We start from the raw sequence: 20,059 nt of genomic DNA on the forward strand, positions 1-20,059 counted from the left end.
AGGGAGATCGCGCGAAAAAGCGCGAAAGAAGCGCGCCGGGGTCCTTGTATCCTGCGGGCTCATGAACAGCCCGCCCATTCATCTCGATCCCGCGTTCGTCGCGTCGCCCGATGCCCTTTTCGAATGGCTCGGCGCCGCGGTGACGTGGGACGAGCGCATGAAGGCACGCAAGACAGCCAGCTTTGGCGTGCCCTACAACTACTCGCAGATCGCCTACGAGCCGGTGCCTATGCCCGCCGAGCTCGAAGCGCTGTGCGGCCGGATCGAAGCCGCACTCGGGTTTCGCCCGAACAACTGCCTGCTGAACCACTACGCGGACGGCGCGTCGTCGATGGGCTTCCACTCCGATTCCAGCGAGGCGCTGGCGCCCGGGACCGGCGTGGCCATCGTGTCTGTCGGCAGCACCCGGACGATCGCTTACCGCCGCAAGGCCGACAGCGCCGTCCGCTTCGACTACCCGCTGCCCCACGGCTCCCTGCTGTACATGTCGGATGCCGTCCAGCAAGAGTGGCTGCATGCGATTCCCAAGGCAGCCGGTGTGGGCGAGCGCATCAGCCTGACCTTCCGCGCGATCCTGAAATGACCTCCGTGCGACTTCAGCGCGCGCTGGTGGCGCTCGACGGACTCTCCGTCGGCGATGCGTTCGGGCAATGCTTCTTTCAACGCGAAAACGCCTCCGAAGCGCGATGGGTCGAACGGCAGCTGCCGGACGCACCTTGGCTGTACACCGACGACACCGAGATGTCTCTTTCGGTCGTCGCCGCACTGGCGCGGCAAGGCGAGATCGAGCAGGCATCGCTCGCACTCAGCCTCGCGCGGCACTACGACTACGAACGCGCCTACGGGCCGTCGATGCACCGCGTGCTCGCGCGCATTCGGGCGGGCGAGGATTGGCGCACGGTCACCAACGACGCCTTCGAAGGGCAAGGCTCCTACGGCAACGGCGCCGCCATGCGCGCGGCGCCGATCGGCGCCTTCTTCGCGGACGACAGCGCGGCTGTTGCCGAGCAGGCGGCCCTTTCGGCGGCGGTCACGCATGCGCATCCCGAAGGCATTGCCGGCGCGGTGGCGGTGGCCTTGGCAGCGGCGCAGGCTTGCCGGTTCCGCATGGCCGGGCAGCGTCCGTCGCACGCGCAGTTCCTGGGCGGCATCGTCGAGCAGCTTGCACAGGGCGAGGTGCGCTCCAGGCTGGTCCGGGCGCAATCGATGGATCGGGTCGCCTCGCTCGACTTCCCCGTTTCCGTCCTCGGCAACGGCATGGCCATGTCGGCGCAGGACACCGTGCCCTTCGCGCTGTGGTGTTGCGGGCAGGCGCTGGACAACTACCAGGATGCGCTGTGGCTGGCAGTCGGTGCCGGCGGCGATCGCGACACCTTGTGCGCTATCGTCGGCGGCGTGGTCGCTTGTTTCGTCGGCGCGCAAGGCATTCCTGCGGACTGGCTCGAGCGCCGCGAAGTCCTGCCCGAATGGCACCTTTCCTGAGCTCACCTCCATGAACACTGTCGGCACCGTCGAGAACACCCGCATCCAGAACCTGCTCGCCGACGGGCGGCGCAAGCTGCTGGGCCTCGTGGGCGCACCGGGTGCCGGCAAGTCCACGGTGGCCGCCGCCCTGAAGTCGATGCTGGGCGACCGCGCCCAGGTCGTCCCCATGGACGGCTTCCACCTCGCCAACGTCGAGCTGCAACGGCTCGGCCGCGCCGCCCGCAAGGGCGCGCCCGACACCTTCGACAGTGCCGGCTACGTTTCGCTGCTGCAGCGCCTGCGCGAACAGCGCCCGGACGGCGACATCGTCTATGCGCCCGAATTCCGCCGCGAGATCGAGGAGCCGATCGCCGGTGCCATTGCCGTGCTGCCGACCACGCAGCTCGTCATCACCGAAGGCAATTACCTGCTGCACGACGTCGGCCCGTGGGCCGGCGCGGCGGCGATGCTCGACGAGGTCTGGTACGTGGACATCGACGACGCGGTGCGCGAAGAGCGCCTGGTGCGCCGTCACCAGCAGTTCGGCCGCAGCGCGGAAGCGGCACGCGCCTGGGTCGACAGCACCGACGCGCCGAATGCGCGGCTGATCGCGGCGACGCGGGTGCGCGCGCACCACCTGCTGCCCTGGTCCTGAAAATCTCGCGGGCCGGGGAACGCCGGCGCGCGCGAGCGCTCGAAGCCTTGCCGGCGCGGGACGCCGGTTAGCATTCGCCGCCTCATGCCGACCATGCCTCTCACTTCTACTTTCTCTTTCGTTCGCGCCCCGGTTCTGCTCCTGGGCCTGGTGTCCGCCCTCGTGCTCGCCGGCTGCGGCACCGGTTCGCGCCGCGTGACCTACGAGCCCGAGGCCTTCGGCTCGACCACCACCCACACCCGCAACTACGAAGCCACCGAGGCCCAGACCTGCGAGGCCGCGCGCCGCGCGCTGCTGAGCCAGGGCTACATGATCACGGCGGCCAATGCCGACCTGGTGACCGGGCGCAAGAGCTTCCAGCCGGCGGCCGAGGTGCATGTGGAGGTCGAGTTCCGCATCGTCTGCGCGCTCGAGAGCACCCGCGGCGGCAAGGTGACCAGGAGCACCGTGGCCTTCGCCACCGCGCTGCAGGACCGCTACGGCATCAAGAAGGTCAACAACTCGGCCAGCCTGGGCGTGGGCGCGATCGGCTCGCTCTCGCTGCCGTTCTCGGGCAGCGACGACGCGATGGTGAAGGTGGCCAGCGAGACGCTGACGGACGAGCGCTTCTACGACCGCTTCTTCTCGCTGCTCGACCGCTTCCTCGAAGGCCCGGACGGGGACAGCGAGGCCGAGGCGCCCGCCGAATCTCCTGCGGCACCTGCGGCACCCGCGGCACTTGCAGCACCTGCGGCCGTTGCGTCGCCCACGCCGCCTGCCTTGTCAGTGCCGCAGGCCGCCCCGGCCGCCGCGCCCGCTGTCACCTACCCCGTGAACTCGTCGCCGAACCGCGGCTGACCTGGCGGCGCGGGCCGCCGGGGGCATTGCACCTTCCGAAAATAACAAGACGCGTCTTACAATCTGGCCGTGTCTTCCCCCACCCCAGATCCGGCGCTCTGCGCCACGCGCCTTCGCAGCGCGGTGTCGCAGCTGGCCCGCCAGTTGCGCAGCGGCAGCGTTGCGCCCGACGGCCCCAGCGTCGCCAAGCTCAGCGTGCTGGGCCAGTTGCACCTGCATGGGCCGTGCACGCCCACGGCGCTGGCCGCGCTCGAACGGGTCAAGCTCCAGTCGCTGACCCGGCTGCTGGCCGAGCTGGACGCCGAGGGCTGGACCGTGCGCACGCCGCACCCGAGCGACGGGCGCCAGTGGCTGCTGTCGCTCACGCCCGAGGGCACGCGCCGCCTGAAGGCGCTCATGCGCTCGCGCGAGGCGGCGCTGGCCGAGGCGATCGGCGCGCAGCTCGACGCCGGCCAGCGCGCCCTGTTGCTGGAGGCCTGCGGGCTGATCGACGGCATCGCCGCCGCGCTCGACAGCGGCGCCAAGGCACCGACCCCATGAACGGCGCGCCGGCCCAGCAACGCCTCACGGGCTTCTGGCGCCATGGCCGCTGGCGCCCCGGCGTGCAGCTGGCGGCGGCCGTGGCGCTGGCCTGGGCCGTGGCCTCGGCCTTGCGCCTGCCCGAGAGTTTCTGGGCGGTGATGAGCGTGCTGATCGTCATGCGGCCTAGCGCCGGCTCCACGCTCGATGCCGGCTGGGACCGCGTGCGCGGCACCGCGGCCGGTGCGCTGTGCGGCCTGGCCGGCGTCTACCTGCAGCACCACGGCGTGCCCGCGCTGCCCGTCACGCTGGCCATCGTCATGCTGCTGGCCTTCGCCGGCGCCGCGGTGCCCGGCCTGCGCAGTGCGCCCGTGGCGGCGCTGATCATCCTGTCGGCCAGCGGCATTGCCGGGCACTCGGCGCTGCAGGTGGCGCTGCTGCGCATGGCGCAGATCGGCATCGGCGTGGGGGTGGCGCTGGCGGTGTCGACCTTCATGTCGGAATACCACGCGGGCGCGCGTTTCGACGAGGGCTGCGCCGCGCTGCTGCGTGGCATCGCGAAGCGCATGGCCGGCGCGCAGCGGCCTGCCGAAGCGCAGGCGGAACGCATTCATGCCGCCACGCGCGCGTCGCTCGGCCGGCTGGCCCTGCTGGCCGGCAGCGCCGACCTCGAAGCCCGCTGGTGGCGGCGCGGCGCGGCGGCAGGTGGCGCAGGCACGGCCCGCGCCTACCGCGACAAGGCGCGGCTGGCAGCACGCATCTTCCAGGACGCCGTCGTGCTCGACCGTGTGTTCCGGCAGGCGAAGGGCGCCCAGGCCGACCCGTTCTGGCGCGATGCGGCACAGGCCGCGGGGGCGGCCGTGGCAGGCATGGCCGAGGCATTGGCGGGGAAGGGCGCGCCCGATCTGGCGGACCTCGCGCGCGTGGCCACGGTGCAGGCCACGGCGTCCAACGCGTTGCTCATCGCGCCGCTGAGCCTGCTGCTCGACGACCTGCAGCGCATGCAGCGCTGCATCGCCGCGCCGGTCGCTTCGGCCGAGCCAGCTGCGGGTTAGCGCACCAGCGTCGACTTGCCGAACAGGCTCTCGATCAGCTCGACCGCCACTTCGGCCGTCTGGTTGCGCACGTCGAGCGCGGGGTTCAGCTCGACCACGTCGACCGAGCCCAGCCGGCCGGTGTCCGCGATCATCTCCATGCACAGCTGCATCTCGCGGTAGGTCGGCCCGCCGCGCACGCCCGTGCCCACGCCCGGCGCATCGGCCGGGTCGAGGCAGTCGAGGTCGAAGCTCACGTGCAGGTGGGTGTCTTCGTCCACGTCCTGCAGCGCCTCGGTCATGGTGGTGCGCATGCCGTGCTCGTCGATGTGGCGCATGTCGAACACGTTCAGGCCCAGCGTGCGAATGGCTTCCTTCTCGTCGCCGTCCACGCTGCGGATGCCGATGAAGCGGATGGCCTCGTGCGCCAGTGCCGCGCGCTCGCCGCTCCAGCCCGTGAGCACCGCGGGCCCGTGGCCGAGCAGGCACGACACGGGCATGCCGTGCAGGTTGCCGCTGGGGCTCGTGGTCTCGGTGTTGACGTCGGAGTGCGCGTCGAGCCACAGCACGCGCAGCTTCTTGCCGCGCTTGCGCGCATGCCAGGCCACTGCGCTGATGGAGCCGATGGCCAGGCAATGGTCGCCGCCCAGCATCACGGGCACGTGGCCGGCGCCCAGCGCGCCGTCGACCGACGCATACACCGAGCGGTTCCACGCAATCACCTCGTCGAGGTGGCGCAGCCCGTTGGCCGGCGGCGCCCACGGCGTGGCCGGGCCCGCGAGGTTGCCGCGGTCGATGACCTTGTAGCCCTGGCGCACCAGTGCCTCGGGCAGGCCCGCCACGCGCAGTGCGTCGGGGCCCATGCCCGCGCCGCGCACGCTGGCGCCGATGTCGGTGGGGGCGCCGATCAGTTCGAGGGTGGTGTTCATGGCGGGGCTCTCATGTCTGGCGGAGGGGGGCCCCCGCTTGCGGGGCGCCGGGCGACCCATTGTGCAGAGGAACCGATGACGTGCCGATGATCTGCCGTGCCCGGCGCGGGCGCAAGGCGCAAGGCGCAATGTTCACGCCATGTTGCCGGAACAAGATGCGCCGCGGCCGCGCGACAGGCGCCGCACGGAACCCACCATGCGCACCTTCCAAACCACCCTCGTCCTCGAAGTGATCGTTTTCGGCGCCTTGTTCTTGCTGGCATCCGCCGCGGCGGCCATGGTGATCGCCGGCTTCGACGCGCCGCCGCCGGCCGGCGACGAACCCCGCCGCGACGGCCGCTACAGCCTGGGGCAGGCCACGAGCTGCGAGGAGCTCCTGCACAAGCTCGAGCGCGAGGAAGAGCAGCGCCTGCGCTACCGCGAGCCCGAGCGCCAGGTGCCCGACCCGTGCCGGGACGGGCGCTACAGCGAAGGCCGGCCCGCGACCTGCGCGGAGCCGCGCAAGCGGCCGCGGCGGGAGGTGCGTAAGGGGCGTGAGGGGCGAGCGGAACGGGAAGGGCGCGGAGAGCGACAGCTCAGCCCCGGCTGAGGCCGCGCCCGCCTAGCGGATGTGCTGCCACAGGTACGCGTAGCCCAGCGCGTCCATGAAGGCGGATTCCTTGTTGTCCGTGGCCGCGCTGTGGCCGCCTTCCATGTTCTCGTAGAAGCGGCTGTCGTGGCCCAGCGCCACCATCTTCGCGTGCATCTTGCGCGCATGCACCGGGCCTACGCGGTCGTCGCGCGTGGAGGTGGTGAACAGGGCGGGCGGGTAGGCCGCGCCCGCTTTGGCGTTCTCGTAGGGCGAGAAGGTCTTGATGAACTCCCACTCGTCGGGCTGCTCGGGGTCGCCGTACTCCGCAATCCACGAGGCGCCGGCCGACAGCTGCGTGTAGCGCCGCATGTCGAGCAGCGCCACCTCGCTCACGATCGCGCCGTACAGCTGCGGGTACAGCGTGAGCATGTTTCCCATCAGCAGGCCGCCGTTGCTGCCGCCCATGGCGCCCAGGTGCGCGGGCGAGGTGATGTTGCGCGCGATCAGGTCTTCGGACACGGCCGCGAAGTCCTCGCAGGTGCGCAGCCGGTTCTCCTGCAGCGCGGCCTGGTGCCAGCGCGGGCCGTACTCGCCGCCGCCGCGGATATTGGCAATGACGTACACGCCGCCCTGCTCGAGCCACGCGCGGCCGATGCTGCCGCTGTAGCTGGGCTGCAGCGCAATCTCGAAGCCGCCGTACGCGTACTGCAGCGTGGGGTTCTTTCCGTTGGCCTGCAGGTCCTTGGCGGCAATCTCGAAGTAGGGCACGCGCGTGCCGTCCTTGGAGGTCACGAAGTGCTGGCTCACGCGGTAGCGCGAAGCGTCGAAGAAGGCGGGGCTGTCCTTCAGCACCTGGGGCTCGCCCTGGCCGATGGTGCCGATGTAGAGCGTGGTCGGCTGCAGGAAGCCGCTCACGGTCAGGAAGTAGTCGTCGTTCTCGTCCTCGTCGATGCCGCCCGCCGCGATGGTCGAGAGCGCCGGCGCGCCGCCCAGGCTCTCGCGCGTCCACGGGCCCTTGCCGTCGGCCGGCGGCGTGAGCACCTCGAGCCGGTTCACCACGTCGTGCATCACGTTGACGATGAGGTGGTGGCGCGTCCATGAATGGCTGTCCAGCGCGGTGGTGTCGTCGGGCTCGAACAGCACGGTGAGCTCGCGCTTGCCGGCCATGTAGTCGTCGAACTTCGTGGCCAGCAGCGAGCCCGACTTGTAGGTGGCGCCGCCCACGGTCCAGTCGGTGCGCGGCTCGATCAGCATCCATTCGCGCGTGATCTCGGCCAGCGAGTCGTCGGGCACGTCGATCTTGGCGAGCGTGCCGTCGGCCGCGCGCAGCCAGGTCTCGCTGTCGTAGAAGTCGATCTGGCGCGAGACGAAGTCGCGCTCGAAGCCGGGCGTGTTGTCGCGGTAGGCGCCCACGGACATGTCTTCGTGCAGGCCTTCGTACACCGTCACCGCGCTGTCCAGCGGCGTGCCGCGCCGCCACTGCTTCACGATGCGCGGGTAGCTGGAGCTGGTCATGGAGCCGGGGCCGAAGTCGGTGGCCACGTAGAGGTGGTCGATGTCTTTCCAGCCCACGTGGTTCTTCGCCTCGGGCAGCGTGAAGCCGCCTTCGACGAAGCGGCTCGTCTCCAGGTCGAACTCGCGCACCACGTCGGCATCGGCGCCGCCGCGCGACAGCGAGATCAGGCAGCGCTTGTAGTCGGGGTCGAGGCAGTCGGCGCCGTGCCAGACCCAGTTCTCCCGGTCGGCGGCGGCCAGCGCGTCGAGGTCGAGCACGGTCTCCCATGCGGGCTGCGCCTTGCGGTACTCGTCGAGCGTGGTGCGGCGCCACAGGCCCTTGGGGTGGTCCTTGTCGCGCCAGAAGTTGTAGAAGCGCGCGCCGATCTTGCTCACCATCGGAATGCGTTCGTTCGAGTCGAGCACCTCGAGGATGCCCTGCTGGAGCGCCTCGAACGCAGGCGACTTCGCACAGGCCTGCACGGTGAGCGCGTTCTGCTCGCGGGCCCAGGCGAGCTGCTTTTCGCCGTCGATGTCTTCGAGCCAGAGGTGGTCGTCTTGCGAATGCGTCGAAGGCGTCGATTGTGTCGAGGGCGTCGGGGGGAGGCTGGATGTCATGGCCCCAGTGTACGGAGGCCGTGTGAAAGAGGTCGTGCACAAGCCCCCGTACAGGCCCCTGCACAGGCTCCTGCACGCGCGCCTGTGAGCAGGTGTTGCAGCCCCCTTTGAGCGTGCGTGACTTTTTCATTACTTCGAGCGGCTTCGGGCAAACCCCTGTCCCGCCGGTGCCTTCCCCCCGGTGGAAACACTGAAGAACGCGGGGCCCACGAACGCAATGCCCGCGCTATCCTGCCGAACGGCGCATGCCCCACCAAGGAGACACAACACATGAAACACCTGAGCGGTCTTGATGCCACCTTCCTGCACCTGGAAACGCCGGAAATGCCGATGCACGTGGGCTCCCTGAACGTGCTCGACCTGCCCAAGGGCTACAAGGGCGACTTCTACGAAGACGCCAAGAACTTCATGGCCAGCCGCATCCACCTGGCCGACGTGTTCACGCGCAAGCTCGCGCTGATGCCCTTCGACATGTCCAACCCGGTGTGGGTCGACGACGAGGACATCGACCTCGACTACCACGTGCGCCACATCACGCTGCCCAAGCCCGGCACCAACCGGCAGTTGCAGCAGTACGTGGCGCGGCTGCATTCCACGCTGATCGACCGCAGCCGGCCGATGTGGGAGTTCTTCATCATCGACGGGCTGAAGAGCGGCCAGGTGGCGCTCTACACCAAGGTGCACCACGCGGGCATCGACGGGCAGGCCGGCGTGGAAGTGGGCAAGGCCATCTTCGACCTCGAGGCCACGGGCCGCGTGGTGAAGCCGCCGCGTTCGCGCCCGCGCGGCAGCGGCTACCAGTTGGGCATGGCCGAGCTTGCAACGGCGGCGCTGCGCAACACCGCGCAGCAGTACGTGAAACTCTTCAAGATGGCGCCGGCCATCGCGCGCGCCATCGGCGGGCTGGCCAAGCCCGACGAGAAGGCGGCCGAGAAGGACACGGCCGGCGCGCCGAAGAAGTTCAACCTCTTCGCGCCGCGCACCTCGCTCAACGTGTCGATCACCAACCAGCGCACCTTTGCCGGGCGCACCATCTCGCTGGCCGAGACCAAGTACATCGCCAAGCACTTCGGCGTGTCGCTCAACGACGTGGTGATGGCCACGGTGGCCGGCGCGCTGCGCCACTACCTGGCCGACAACAACGAGCTGCCGGCCAAGCCGCTGGTGGCCGGCGTGCCGGTGAGCCTGCGCGAGGCGGGCGACCAGACGGCCAACAACCAGGCCAGCATGATCCTGGTGAGCCTGGCCACCGACATCACCGACCCGGTGCAGCGGCTGAAGGCGATCAACGCGTCGTCGAACTCTTCGAAGTCGACCATGAACCGCTTCAAGGCGGTGATCCTGGACGACTTTCCGACCTTTGCCGCGCCCTGGCTGGTGTCGGGCATCGCCTCGATGGTGGGCCGCTCGGGCCTCGTCAACCTGCTGCCGCCGGCGGCCAACGTGGCCATCTCGAACGTGGCGGGCGCGCCGTTTCCGATGTACTTCGCCGGCGCGCTGGTCACCTGCTACTACCCGGTGTCGATCGCCAGCCACGGCACGGCGCTCAACGTGACGGTGCAGAGCTACAACGGCCGCATGGACTACGGCCTGATCGCCTGCCGCCGCGCGGTGCCCGACATCACCGAGATCGGCGACTACATGCTGGCCGAGCACAAGCTGCTGATGGAGCTGACGCAGAAGCACCCGGCCGCCGCCGGCGCGGCGCCTGCGCCGGTGCCGCCGAAGACCGTGGAAGAGCCTTCGGACGACGAGGCGCCCGCCGCGGCCCCGGCGGCAAGGAAGACGCCGGCCGCGCGCAAGAAGGCGCCGGTGAAGGCGGCGGCGAAGAAGGTTGCAGTGAAGGCCCCGGCCAAGGCCTCGGCCAAAGTCCCGGTGAAGGCCCCGATCAAGGCCGCCGTAAAGCCCGCGGCAAAGAAAGCGCCCGCCAAGGCAGCGCCCAAGCCGGCGGCCCGCAAGGCCGCGCCGGCCAAGCGCGCCGCCGCGCCGCGTGCCGCTGCGGCATGATCGGCGCAGGTCGCCGGGCCTGGCGAAGAAGATTCGGGAGAATTGGGGCAGTTGGACTAGTTTTCCAACCGTTCTAGTTTTCCAGGCCTAGGCCCTGCGGAAGAAGATAGGCCCATCGCGATCGACAGACACCCGTTTCCTTCGCGAGCCCATCAACTTCAAGGAAATCACCATGTCCACGCAAACCACCATCGCTTCCGCAGCCCTTCACGTCGTCGGCCAGTACAACGACGCCGGCAAGACCCTGGTCGGCGCCTACCGCACCGGCGTGCACCGCCTGCTGGGCGGCGCCGCTTCGCGCTACAGCGAATTCCTCGGCAACCGCCAGATCCCGCTGGTGAGCGAACAGGTGAAGGCCAACCTGATCGGCGCGCAGGAAAAGATCAACGGTTTCCTGGCCAACCGCCTGGACATCGACACCGGCCGCATCGTGTCCGTGATGGACCGCATGGCCGCCGGCACCGCCAGCGGCATCGAAACCGTGGCCGGCCGCGTGGCCCGCGTCGAGTCGCCGGTCGCCACCTCGGTGATCAACGCCCTGGGCGCGCTGAACCAGCCGATCGCCACCGTCTCGGTGCAGATCGCCGACAAGATCGTTGCCGGCACCAAGCAGATCGAAGCCCGCGTGAGCGGCGCCGAGCAAGCCGCGCCGGTGCGCACGGTGAAGGCCAAGGCCACCGTGGCCAAGAAGCCGGTTCGCCGCGCTGCCGCCCGCAAGGCGGCCTGACCCCCGGGGCGCCTCGCGGCGCCCTTTCTCATTTTTCCGGTACCTGGAGCACTGCATGGCGACCCGTCCTGACGAAACTGCAAAGTTGAAGAAGAGGGCGGCACCCGCAAAGCCTGCAGGGAAGACGCCTGCGGCGAAGAAAGCCGCGCCCCGCAAGGCGGCGCCCGCGGCCGGCAAGCCCGCGGAACCCGGCAAGGCCGAAGGCCTGCTGCGTGCCGGCCTGAAGGCGCTGGACAACGTGCGCAACGACGTCGCCAAGCGCCAGGCCAACGTCATCGAAGGCCTGCTCGGCATCGGGCAGGGCAAGGTGCCGGGGCTCGACGGCTTCGGCATCCGCAAGTTCGAGGACGTGTTCGACCAGCGCGTCGCCACCGCGCTGCAGCGCCTGGGCATGCCCGGCGCCGAAGAGGTGCAGGCCCTGCGCGACGAGGTTGCGACGCTGCGCGAACGCGTGGCGCAGCTCGAAGGCAGCCAAGGCACCCGAGGCCCCCAGGGCACCGCCGCCACCGCCAAGGCCGCCCCGCGCAGCCGCGCCAGGCGCTGAGCCGCCGAGCGACTACGCAAGCCGTTCGTGGCCAGTTCCAACACCACACGCGACCGCATCCTGCAGACCAGCCTCGCGCTGTTCAACGCGCAAGGCCTCGCCGCCGTGTCGACGCACAAGATCGCGGCCGAGCTCGGCATCAGCCCGGGCAACCTGCACTACCACTTCAAGGCCAAGCAGCTGATCGTCGAGTGGCTGTTCCGGCGTTTCGAGCAGCGGCTCGAGGCGCTGAACGGCTCCTCGGTCGCCATTGCCGCCATCGACGACCTCTGGCTCGCGCTGCACCTGCGCTTCGAGGCCATCGACGAATACCGCTTCATCTACCGCGACATGGCCTTCCTGGCCGGCGAATACCCCGCGCTGGGCCAGCGCGCGCAGGCCATGACGGCGCAGAACCTGCTGGCCGCGCAGGCGCTGTGCGAAGGGCTGGTGGCCTCCGGCGTGATCGAGACCAGCGCGGAGCAGGCGCGCATCCTGGCGCTGCAGATGGTCTTCACCACCACCTGCTGGCTGTCGTTCGAGCGGCTCGTGCCGGGCCGCGACGCGCTCGCGCAGGCCGACCCCGGCCTGGCGGCTTTCTACACACTCACCCTGGTTTCGCCGTATGTTTCCAGCGAATCGAGGGCTTACCTCGACTACCTGAGGGGTAAATACCTCGGATAAATGACGACGTTGTCCGACGGGGCATTGGCTGCCACAGCCCCAGGTTCGCAATGAAGAAGATAAAAACCGACAAGGAGCCATCCACCATGACCACCGCCACCCACGCCAAGGAACCCATCGCACCGCCCTCGCGCCTGCTGCTGCTGGCCGAAGCCCGCGCGCTCTGGGAAACCGGCGCCGGCATCGCCATGTGGCCCCTGCTGCAGCTCACGCCGCGCGGCGACGGCCACCCGGTGATCGTGCTGCCCGGCCTGGTGGCCGGCGACGGCTCCACGCTGCTGCTGCGCCGCTACCTGTGCAGCCGCGGCTACGACGCGCACGGCTGGGGCCTGGGCCGCAACCTCGGTCCGCGCGAAGGCGTGGAAGACGGCATGGTCGAGCTGCTGAAGACGCTGCACGAGAAGAACGGCGAGAAGGTCAGCGTCATCGGCTGGAGCCTGGGCGGCGTGTACGCGCGGCTGCTGGCGTCGTCGTACTCGCACATGATCCGCAACGTCATCACGCTGGGCAGCCCGTTCTCGGGCAGCCCGCGCGCCACCAACGCGTGGCGCGTGTACGAGGGCGTGAGCGGACAAAGTTCACACGATCCGCGGCGCATGAAGTTCGTGCAGCCCACACCGCCCGTGCCGACCACCTCGATCTTCAGCCGCACCGACGGCGTGGTGGCCTGGCGCTGCAGCATCGAGAAGACCGGCCCGCAGTCGGAAAACATCGAGGTGATGGCCAGCCACCTGGGCCTGGGCGCGCATCCCGCCGTGCTGTATGCGGTGGCCGACCGGCTGGCGCAGGCCGAGGGCCAGTGGAAGCCCTTCAATCGCGGCTTGCTGGGGCCGCTGGTGTATCCGGACCCCGATCGCGAGATGTGATTCACGAAAGCACGAAGAAGCCGGCATTGCCGGCTTCTTCGTTTGCGGAACGTGACTTCTGACCTTGGTGCCCCGCGGCCCTGCCGGAACAATGGCGCCCGTCATGAACTGCACCCCGCATCGCACCCATCCCCGCGTCTATCCCCGCATCGCCCACGCCGACACCCTGCGCGGCCCCGGCCCCGGCCCCGGCAGCGCAGTCAGCCCGGAGCCCACCCTCGATGCACTCGACACGCTCACCCCGCGTGGCGTCCGCAGGGCCTTCACCTCGGCGCTCGGCCAGGATGCGAAGCTGGACCTGCAGGTCACCTACACCATCGATTCACCTGCGCCCTCCACCCCTGGCGCCCCCGCCATGCCGTTGACCAGCCGGTGCCTCATGGGCATGGGGCTCGACCCGCAGGCGCTGCACGAGCAGGCCCTGGACAACCTGCAGCGCAAGGCCGGAGCGAACATCGCCACGCAGGACCTCACCGTGTACAAGGCGCTGGTCACGGGCCACGACCTCGAAGCCAGCATGCTGCTGCTGCCCGACCTGTGGGCCCGGCTGTCGCGCGGCTTCAAGGGCGAGCTGATCGCGGCGGTTCCAAGTCAAAACGCGCTCTATTACATGGACAGCGGTGCCGAGCTCGAGATTGCCGGCGAACCGATCTCGGCCTCGACCATGCTGCAGCTCATGTGCTCGTCGGCGGCGCGCGTGAAGGCCGAAGCCGGCGCGCGCGGGCTCTCGGACCAGGTGATTGCGCTGACGCCCGAGGGCTGGAAGGTGCGCGGCACCTTCGAGGCGCACGCCGCGGCGCTGCAGGTCTAGCTGCAGCACCTTCGGTGCCGGAGGACCGTCAGCTGCCGGCCCACACGTCCAGCACGTAGCGCTGGTCGGCAATCATCCGGTCCATCCACGCGGCGCTGTCGTGCCCGTGCTCGCGCGCCAGGTCGCTGAGCGTGCGGCGCACGTCGGGCTCCATGCGCGAGCCGTCGCCGCACACGTAGACCACGGCGCCGGCTTCCAGCAGCTGCCACACCTGTGCCGCCTGTTCGCGGATCAGGTCCTGCACGTAGACCTTGCGCTCGCCCGCGCGCGAGAACGCGGTGTGCAGCTTCATCACGCCGCGGTGCGCCCAGGCGTTGAGCTCGTCGGCGTAGATGAAGTCCTGCTCCGGATGGCGGCAGCCGAAGAACAACAGCGCCTCGCCCACCGCGTGCCCCGCCTCGACCTGCGCCGCGCGCTCCTGCAGGAAGCCGCGGAACGGCGCGAGGCCGGTGCCCGGGCCGACCATGATCAGCGGGCGGCTCGCCTCGTCGGGCAGCCGGAAGCCTTCGGCCGTGGTCTCGCGCACCACGCCGTGCACCGTGTCGCCGGCTTCGGCGCGCGCCAGGAAGTTGGAGCACACGCCCTCGAAGGTGCCGAGGCCCGACTTCGCGGGCCCATTCACCACGCCCACCGTCACGCTGCACCTGCCCGGCGTCATCGTCGGCGAGGAGGAGATCGAGTAGTAGCGCGGCGACAGCGGCGACAGCATTTCCAGGAACACCGCGAACGGCACCTGGCATGCGCGGTGCTCTTCCAGCAGGTCGAGCAGCGACTTGCGCTTGTGCAGCACCTCGGCCTTGTAGGCGGCCTGCGAGGCTTCGTCGCTGCCCGACAGGGCCACCAGCTTCGGTCGGGTGAAGGGGCATTCGGTATGGGCCGCGAGGGTGGCGATCTGCTTGCGCGTGGCCACGTCCTGCAGCTCGACGTAGTCGCCCAGCAGGCGGTCGACCGCAATCACCTGTTCCACCGGCAGTGCCGCCTTGCGGCCCGCGCCCGCATGCAGGCGCACGTGGGCCGTGCGGTCGAAGCCGAAACGCGCCATCGCGCGCTCGACCTGCTTCGGGCTGTTGCGCGGCACCACGCTCAGGTGGTCACCGGCGCGGTAGATCAGGCCCTCGGGCAGCATCAGTTCGACATGGCGCGTGGAGCGGACCGCCTCACCGTCGGGGTTGCCGCTACTGCTGCCGCTGCTGCTTTGCAGCTCGCGGTTCTCGATCACCCGCAGCGCCACCGCGCCCAGCGCGTCGACGATCGCGTTCTTCTGCGGCGGCGGCAGCTCTTCCAGCGTGTAGAGCGGCTCGCTCTGCACGGGCGTGCCGGCGCCGGTCTTGATGTCGAAGGCCTTCACCAGCTCGGGCCAGAGCGCGTCGCTCCAGTCCTGGAAGGCGCCGTCCATGTCCTCGCGCGCATCGCCTTCGCCGCGCGGATGCACGCGCGTGGCGCCCAGCGCCTCGAGCCGCTCGTCGATGCGCCGCGGCACGGCCTGGTAGGTCGCGGCCCAGTCGGTGTTGCCGCAGCCGAACACGCTGAAGCGCACGCCGTTGAGCGCATCGTCGGCCTTGTCGAGCCAGCGGTGGAACTCGGCCGCGTTGTCGGGCGCCACGCCGTTGTACGAGGCGCAGACGATCGCCACCGCGCCGTTGGCCGGCAGGCGCTCGGCATAGTCGTCGAGCGAGGCCAGCTGCGTGGAGAAGCCGCGCATCTCGCCGGCCTCGGCCAGCTGGCGCGCCAGGTCTTCGGCCGTGCCCAGGTTGGAGCCCTGCAGCACCAGCAGCGAGGTGCCGTGGCGCGCAGCCTGCGGCTTGCGCGGCGCGGGTTGCGTGGGCTGCACGGGCGCGGCCGCCGCGTCGGTCATGTTGCCGCGCGGGCGCGTGGCCGGGTCGCGCAGCAGCGCCTTGATCCTGAAGCCCTCGGGCTTGATGGTGAGCGCCTCCTTGATCTTCAGCTGGTAGCCCGTGTGGTCCACCAGGTTGAAGCGCTGCAGGATCATGCCCAGCGTGAGCACCGCCTCCTGCAGGGCGAACTGCCGCCCGATGCAGGCGCGCTGCCCGTTGCCGAAGGGCTTGAAGGCGTTTACCGGCCGTTCGCGCTCGGCCTCGCGCGTGAAGTGGTCGGGGTCGAAGCGGTCGGCGTTCTCGCCCCAGATGCCCTTGTCACGGTGCAGCGCCAGCGCATGCATGATGACCATGTTGTTCTTCTTGATCGTGTACTGCCCGCCGATCGTCGTGTCTTCCTTCGCGCGCATCGAGATGGCCGGCGCGGTGGGGAACATGCGCAGCGACTCCTTCAGCCCCTGCATCACGTACTGCAGCCGGTTGACCTGCGCGTAGGTGGGCTTCTGCGTGGTGTCGGGGCCGAACACGTTGTCGACTTCGGCCTGCGCCTTGGCCAGCGCCTCGGGGTTGTTCAGCAGGAAGTAGATGGCGAACGACAGCAGCCCGCTGGTGGTCTCGTGCCCCGCGATGAGGAATTCGATGCACTCGTCGCGGATCATCTTGTCGGTGAGCTGCTCGCCGCTCTTCTTGTCCACGCCCGCGATCATGTAGCTCAGCAGGTCGGGCTTGGTGGCGATGTCGGCGCCGCTCGCGCGCCGCTCCGCGATGATGTCTTCCACCATCTTGTGCATGTAGCGGATGTCCTTGCGCTGCTGCGCAAGCTCCTTCTTCAGCATGAATTCCTCGAGCGGCAGGCCGCGCCGGTTCTGCACCGTCTCCAGCGTGCGTACCATCGCATCGACGAAGGGGTGGAAGCCTTCGCGGTAGAACGAGTTGAAGCGGTAGCCGAAGCCGCACAGGCCGATGGTGTCGAGCGTGAGCGCGGTCATGTCGCGCACCACGTCCACCTCTTCGTCGAAGTTCAGCCGCTCCCACTTGGTCACCAGCTGGCCCGCGATGTCCAGCATCATCGGGTGGTAGGCCTGCATGGCGCGCTGGCTGAAGTTGGCCAGCAGGATGTTGTGCGGCTTCGACCAGGTCTCCTCGTGCGTGTCCGAGGTGAACAGGCCGTGCGACGCGGCGCGCAGCCGGCGCAGCGCGCCGCGCGTGCTCTTGTCGAAGCGTGCCTCCTCGCAGAGCTCGTCGACCAGCGCGGGCGACGACACCACGATCACCGGCATGCCCGGCATGTCGAGCCAGTAGATGCCGCCGAGGTCCTGCGCGATCTTCCACATGTCGAGCACGGGAGAGTCGGACCCGATCGACAGCAGGTTGCCGACGAAGGGCTTCTTCGCCGGATGCGGGATCGGGTAGAGCGAGTTTTTGCCTGCCATGGGGTGATGTGCCTTTGGAATGGACCCGCTTCGGATATCCGGGATGTAACAACCGGAGTATCCCGACGGCACGGGGGCGGGCGGGGCGGGGATTCCCTTAGGCCCGGCGCCCCGCGGGCGCCGCCAGCCGGTTGACGCAAGCCGGTGCCGGGGGCGCCCCCTACGCTGCGGCCACCCCTTGCTTTCACCCCGCCATGCCATGCCTTCCGCCGGACCCGAGACCGAACTGAAACTCTTCGAAGCCCTGGACCGCGCCGCGCAGCGGCATCCCGGGGTCGAGGCCTACATCGACGGCGAACGCAGCTTCACCTTCGCCCAGGCCGCGCAAGCCAGCGAGCACCTCGCCACGGCCCTGTGGGACATGGGGCTGCGCCGCGGCGGGCGCATCGCGCTGCTGTCGCCGAACCGCATCGAATGGCTGCAGCTCTTCTTCGCGGCCGCGCGCATCGGCGTGGCGGTGGTCGCGCTGAGTCCGCGCTACCGCGACAGCGAACTCGCGTTCATGCTCGCCGACAGCGCCTGCCAGGCGGTGTTCACCGTCGGGCAGGTGGACGACTTCGACTGCGCGGCGATGTTCGAGCGCCTGGCGCCGCGGCTGCCTGCATTGCAGCAGGTGGTGACGCTCGACGGCGCGCGCTTCGCCGCCATGGCGGCGGCGCCGGCGCGGCGCGACCTGCTCGGCGCCGCGTCCGCGGCCGTGCGGGCGGACGACCTCGCGATGGTCATCTACACCTCCGGCACCACCGGGCAGCCCAAGGGCTGCGCGCTCACGCATGCCAGCATGCTCGCCTCGGCCTGGGGGCAGGCCCGCCACACCGGCGTGCGCCCCGGCGAGCTGCTGCAGCTGGGAAATCCGCTCAACCATGTGGGCGGCATCACCTGCGGCGTGCTGTCGCAGCTGCTGGCCGGCGGCAGTTGCGAACTGGTCGGCACCTTCAGGGCGCAGACCGTGCTCGACATGGTCCGGCGGCGTCCGCCCGCCTTGCTGGTCGGCGTGCCGACCATGCTGACCCTGCTGCTGATGCACCCCTCGTCGGCGTCGGTCGACCTGGGCAGCGTGCGGCTCATCGTCACCGGCGGCTCGAACGCCGACGCCACCTTGCTCGCGCAGCTGAAGGCGCGCATGCCGGGCGCGACGGTCATGAACCTCTACGGGCTGTCGGAGTCCTCGGGCGCCTTGGTGATGTCGCCCGCGGACTGCGCCGACGACGACCTCATGCAGGCCATCGGCCAGCCCTTGCAGGGCGTGGAGGTGCAGGTGCGCGCCCCCGGCGGCGCCGTGCTGGCGCCGGGCGAGATCGGCGAGCTGTGCTTTCGCGGCCTGGGCGTGGTGCCCGGCTACATCGGCGCGGCCGCGGGGGCCGGCGCCTTCGGCGAAGGATGGCTGCACACGGGCGACCTCGGCCTGGTGGACGCGCGCGGCTTCATCACGCTCAAGGGCCGCATGAAGGACATGTACATCCAGGGCGGCTTCAACGTCTACCCGGCCGAGGTGGAGGCGCTGATCGCAAGCCACCCCGACGTGCTGATGGTGGCCGGCATCGGCGTGCCCGACGCGGTGCTGGGCGAGGTCGGCCGCTACTTCGTCGTGCCCAGGGACGGCCGCGCGCCGACGGCGGACGCGCTGCTCGCGCACTGCGCCGGCCGCATCGCCGACTACAAGATGCCGCGGCACATCGTGCTGCGCGAGCAGCTGCCGCTGACCCCGGCCGGCAAGATCCACAAGGCGCGGCTGCGCGACGAGCCCTCATGAGGCGCCGGGCGCCCGGCGTCAGGGCCGGACCATCTTGCAGTCGGTGCCCTGCGCCAGTTCGTTGCCGGTGTACACGGCGTCGGTGCGAAAGCCGTAGTTGGTGCCTTCCCAGCCCACCTTCACCGCCTTGCCGTCGACCGGCGCGATGGTGTTCACCACCTGCGGCAGCAGCAGCTGGTGGTCTTCGCCGCGCATGCGCACCGGGCCCACCACCGAGTCGAAAGTGAGGTCTTCGAGCGCGCGCGCCACCTTGATGGTGTCCACGCTGCCCGCCTTGTCGATGGCCGCCGCCAGCAGGCGCGGCGTCATGTCGATGCGCGGCGCGAGAAAGTCCTTGCCCGTCTTGGCCTTGTAGGCCTTGGCCAGCGCGTCGACCTTGGGCGTGTCCGCCTCGCCCGGGTGCCATTCGGCCACCCACGTCAGCTGGCCAAGCTTGGCCTGCGACACCGCCGTGACCGTGCCCGGCACCGAGCCCGCGCTGTGGTTGAAGTAGCGCAGGTTGTAGCCCGCGTCGCCCGCGGCCTTCAACAGCAGCGTCATGTCCTGGCCCCAGTTGCCGGTGATGACCGAGTCGGCCCCGCTCTGCTTCACGTTGGCGATGTAGGGCGCGAAGTCCTTCACGCGGCCGATGGGGTGCAGCGTCTCGCCGACGAACTGGATGTCGGGGCGCGCCAGGCCCACCAGCTGCTTGCCGTAGCTGGCCCACTGCTTGCCGTGCGCGTAGTCCTGGTTCAGCAGGTAGACCTTCTTCACGTCGGGCGTCTTCTTGATGTAGTTGGCCAGCGCCTTCATCTTCATCGCCGTGTTGGCCTCGGTCTGGAAGTGCCAGAAGCTGCAGGCCTTGCCCGTCATCTCGGGGTCGATGGAGGAGTGGTTCAGCACGATCAGCTCCTTGCCCGGGTTGCGCTGGTTCCAGCGCGCCACCGACTGCACCAGCGCCGTGACCACCGACGAGCCCGAGCCGCCCGTCACGATGGCGCGCGCACCCTGGTCGATCGCAGCCTGCAGCGCGCTCTGGCTTTCCTGCGCCGAGAGCTTGCTGTCGAACTGCAGCAGCTGCAGCCGGGTGCCGCCGAGCACGCCGCCCTTGGCGTTGATCTCCTCGATGGCGTACTGCGTGTGCATGAGCATCAGCTCGCCGACGTTGGCGAAGGGGCCCGAGAGCGGGTCGATGTAGGCGATCTTGTAGGTCTGCTGCGCGTGGGCCGCGCCTGCGATGCAAAGCAGAGAGGCAAGGGCGGTCCGCGCCAGTCGTGCCGATGGCGCCTTCTTGAACTTCATGGTGTGTCTCCGGGGATG

General features: G+C 69.8%; 18 protein-coding genes. 14 read left to right on the plus strand and 4 right to left on the minus strand.

The window, feature by feature from the left end:
- Positions 1 to 61: 61 nt before the first annotated feature.
- From BM013_RS32390 to BM013_RS32415, 6 genes are all read left to right on the plus strand, one after another.
- Positions 62 to 583 (plus strand): alpha-ketoglutarate-dependent dioxygenase AlkB family protein, encoded by a 522-nt coding sequence (locus BM013_RS32390; RefSeq protein ID WP_093132787.1) that lies wholly within the window; start codon positions 62 to 64, stop codon positions 581 to 583.
- Positions 584 to 609: 26 nt separating this feature from the next.
- A complete protein-coding gene (locus BM013_RS32395; protein WP_218153708.1) occupies positions 610 to 1,482 on the plus strand; it encodes an ADP-ribosylglycohydrolase family protein in 873 nt (290 codons plus the stop codon).
- A gap of 10 nt (positions 1,483 to 1,492) precedes the next feature.
- Positions 1,493 to 2,119 carry a nucleoside/nucleotide kinase family protein gene (locus tag BM013_RS32400; RefSeq protein WP_093132791.1) on the plus strand — a complete coding sequence of 209 codons (627 nt, stop codon included), beginning with the start codon at positions 1,493 to 1,495 and terminating at the stop codon, positions 2,117 to 2,119.
- A gap of 93 nt (positions 2,120 to 2,212) precedes the next feature.
- Complete coding sequence (locus tag BM013_RS32405) at positions 2,213 to 2,956, plus strand: DUF2242 domain-containing protein (protein WP_371281355.1); 744 nt, start codon at positions 2,213 to 2,215, stop codon at positions 2,954 to 2,956.
- Between the two features lie 69 nt (positions 2,957 to 3,025).
- Positions 3,026 to 3,496, plus strand: a complete 471-nt coding sequence (locus tag BM013_RS32410; protein WP_093132795.1) for a MarR family winged helix-turn-helix transcriptional regulator — start codon at positions 3,026 to 3,028, stop codon at positions 3,494 to 3,496.
- Positions 3,493 to 4,530 carry an FUSC family protein gene (locus BM013_RS32415; protein WP_093132797.1) on the plus strand — a complete coding sequence of 346 codons (1,038 nt, stop codon included), beginning with the start codon at positions 3,493 to 3,495 and terminating at the stop codon, positions 4,528 to 4,530. The genes BM013_RS32410 and BM013_RS32415 overlap by 4 nt, the downstream gene beginning before the upstream one ends.
- On the opposite strand, the gene rocF is transcribed toward BM013_RS32415, so the two are convergent.
- On the minus strand, positions 4,527 to 5,438 hold the full coding sequence (rocF, locus tag BM013_RS32420) for an arginase (protein WP_093132799.1): 912 nt from the start codon (positions 5,436 to 5,438) through the stop codon (positions 4,527 to 4,529). The genes BM013_RS32415 and rocF overlap by 4 nt on opposite strands.
- Before the next feature lie 196 nt (positions 5,439 to 5,634).
- Between rocF and BM013_RS32425 the strand changes: the two genes are divergently transcribed.
- Complete coding sequence (locus BM013_RS32425; protein ID WP_143098430.1) at positions 5,635 to 6,027, plus strand: hypothetical protein; 393 nt, start codon at positions 5,635 to 5,637, stop codon at positions 6,025 to 6,027.
- 12 nt (positions 6,028 to 6,039) lie between these two features.
- Here BM013_RS32425 and BM013_RS32430 read toward each other — a convergent pair whose 3' ends face one another.
- Positions 6,040 to 8,121: a prolyl oligopeptidase family serine peptidase gene (locus tag BM013_RS32430; protein WP_093132803.1), complete on the minus strand. Its 2,082-nt coding sequence runs from the start codon at positions 8,119 to 8,121 to the stop codon at positions 6,040 to 6,042.
- Between the two features lie 270 nt (positions 8,122 to 8,391).
- Here BM013_RS32430 and BM013_RS32435 point away from each other — a divergent pair, with 270 nt between their 5' ends.
- The 6 genes from BM013_RS32435 (at position 8,392) to BM013_RS32460 (ending at position 13,739) form a co-directional block, all read left to right on the plus strand.
- Positions 8,392 to 10,128 (plus strand): WS/DGAT/MGAT family O-acyltransferase, encoded by a 1,737-nt coding sequence (locus BM013_RS32435; protein WP_093132805.1) that lies wholly within the window; start codon positions 8,392 to 8,394, stop codon positions 10,126 to 10,128.
- A gap of 172 nt (positions 10,129 to 10,300) precedes the next feature.
- Complete coding sequence (locus BM013_RS32440; protein WP_093132807.1) at positions 10,301 to 10,855, plus strand: hypothetical protein; 555 nt, start codon at positions 10,301 to 10,303, stop codon at positions 10,853 to 10,855.
- Between the two features lie 55 nt (positions 10,856 to 10,910).
- Positions 10,911 to 11,399: a phasin family protein gene (locus BM013_RS32445; RefSeq protein ID WP_093132809.1), complete on the plus strand. Its 489-nt coding sequence runs from the start codon at positions 10,911 to 10,913 to the stop codon at positions 11,397 to 11,399.
- Between the two features lie 27 nt (positions 11,400 to 11,426).
- Complete coding sequence (locus BM013_RS32450; RefSeq protein ID WP_093132811.1) at positions 11,427 to 12,062, plus strand: TetR/AcrR family transcriptional regulator; 636 nt, start codon at positions 11,427 to 11,429, stop codon at positions 12,060 to 12,062.
- Between the two features lie 86 nt (positions 12,063 to 12,148).
- On the plus strand, positions 12,149 to 12,928 hold the full coding sequence (locus BM013_RS32455) for an esterase/lipase family protein (protein WP_093132813.1): 780 nt from the start codon (positions 12,149 to 12,151) through the stop codon (positions 12,926 to 12,928).
- Between the two features lie 103 nt (positions 12,929 to 13,031).
- A complete protein-coding gene (locus BM013_RS32460) occupies positions 13,032 to 13,739 on the plus strand; it encodes a DUF1444 domain-containing protein (protein ID WP_143098431.1) in 708 nt (235 codons plus the stop codon).
- A 28-nt stretch (positions 13,740 to 13,767) separates the two neighbouring features.
- On the opposite strand, the gene BM013_RS32465 is transcribed toward BM013_RS32460, so the two are convergent.
- The gene (locus tag BM013_RS32465) at positions 13,768 to 17,007 is read right to left on the minus strand and encodes a bifunctional cytochrome P450/NADPH--P450 reductase (protein WP_093132817.1); all 3,240 of its coding nucleotides are present in this window, start codon (positions 17,005 to 17,007) and stop codon (positions 13,768 to 13,770) included.
- Between the two features lie 199 nt (positions 17,008 to 17,206).
- Between BM013_RS32465 and BM013_RS32470 the strand changes: the two genes are divergently transcribed.
- Complete coding sequence (locus tag BM013_RS32470) at positions 17,207 to 18,760, plus strand: class I adenylate-forming enzyme family protein (protein WP_093132818.1); 1,554 nt, start codon at positions 17,207 to 17,209, stop codon at positions 18,758 to 18,760.
- A gap of 18 nt (positions 18,761 to 18,778) precedes the next feature.
- Here the strand turns inward: BM013_RS32470 and BM013_RS32475 are convergent, their stop codons facing one another.
- A complete protein-coding gene (locus BM013_RS32475) occupies positions 18,779 to 20,041 on the minus strand; it encodes a branched-chain amino acid ABC transporter substrate-binding protein (RefSeq protein ID WP_093132820.1) in 1,263 nt (420 codons plus the stop codon).
- Positions 20,042 to 20,059: the final 18 nt, after the last annotated feature.

Origin of the sequence: Variovorax sp. OK605, assembly GCF_900115445.1 — a bacterium.
In the GTDB taxonomy this organism is placed as follows: Bacteria; Pseudomonadota; Gammaproteobacteria; order Burkholderiales; family Burkholderiaceae_C; genus Variovorax.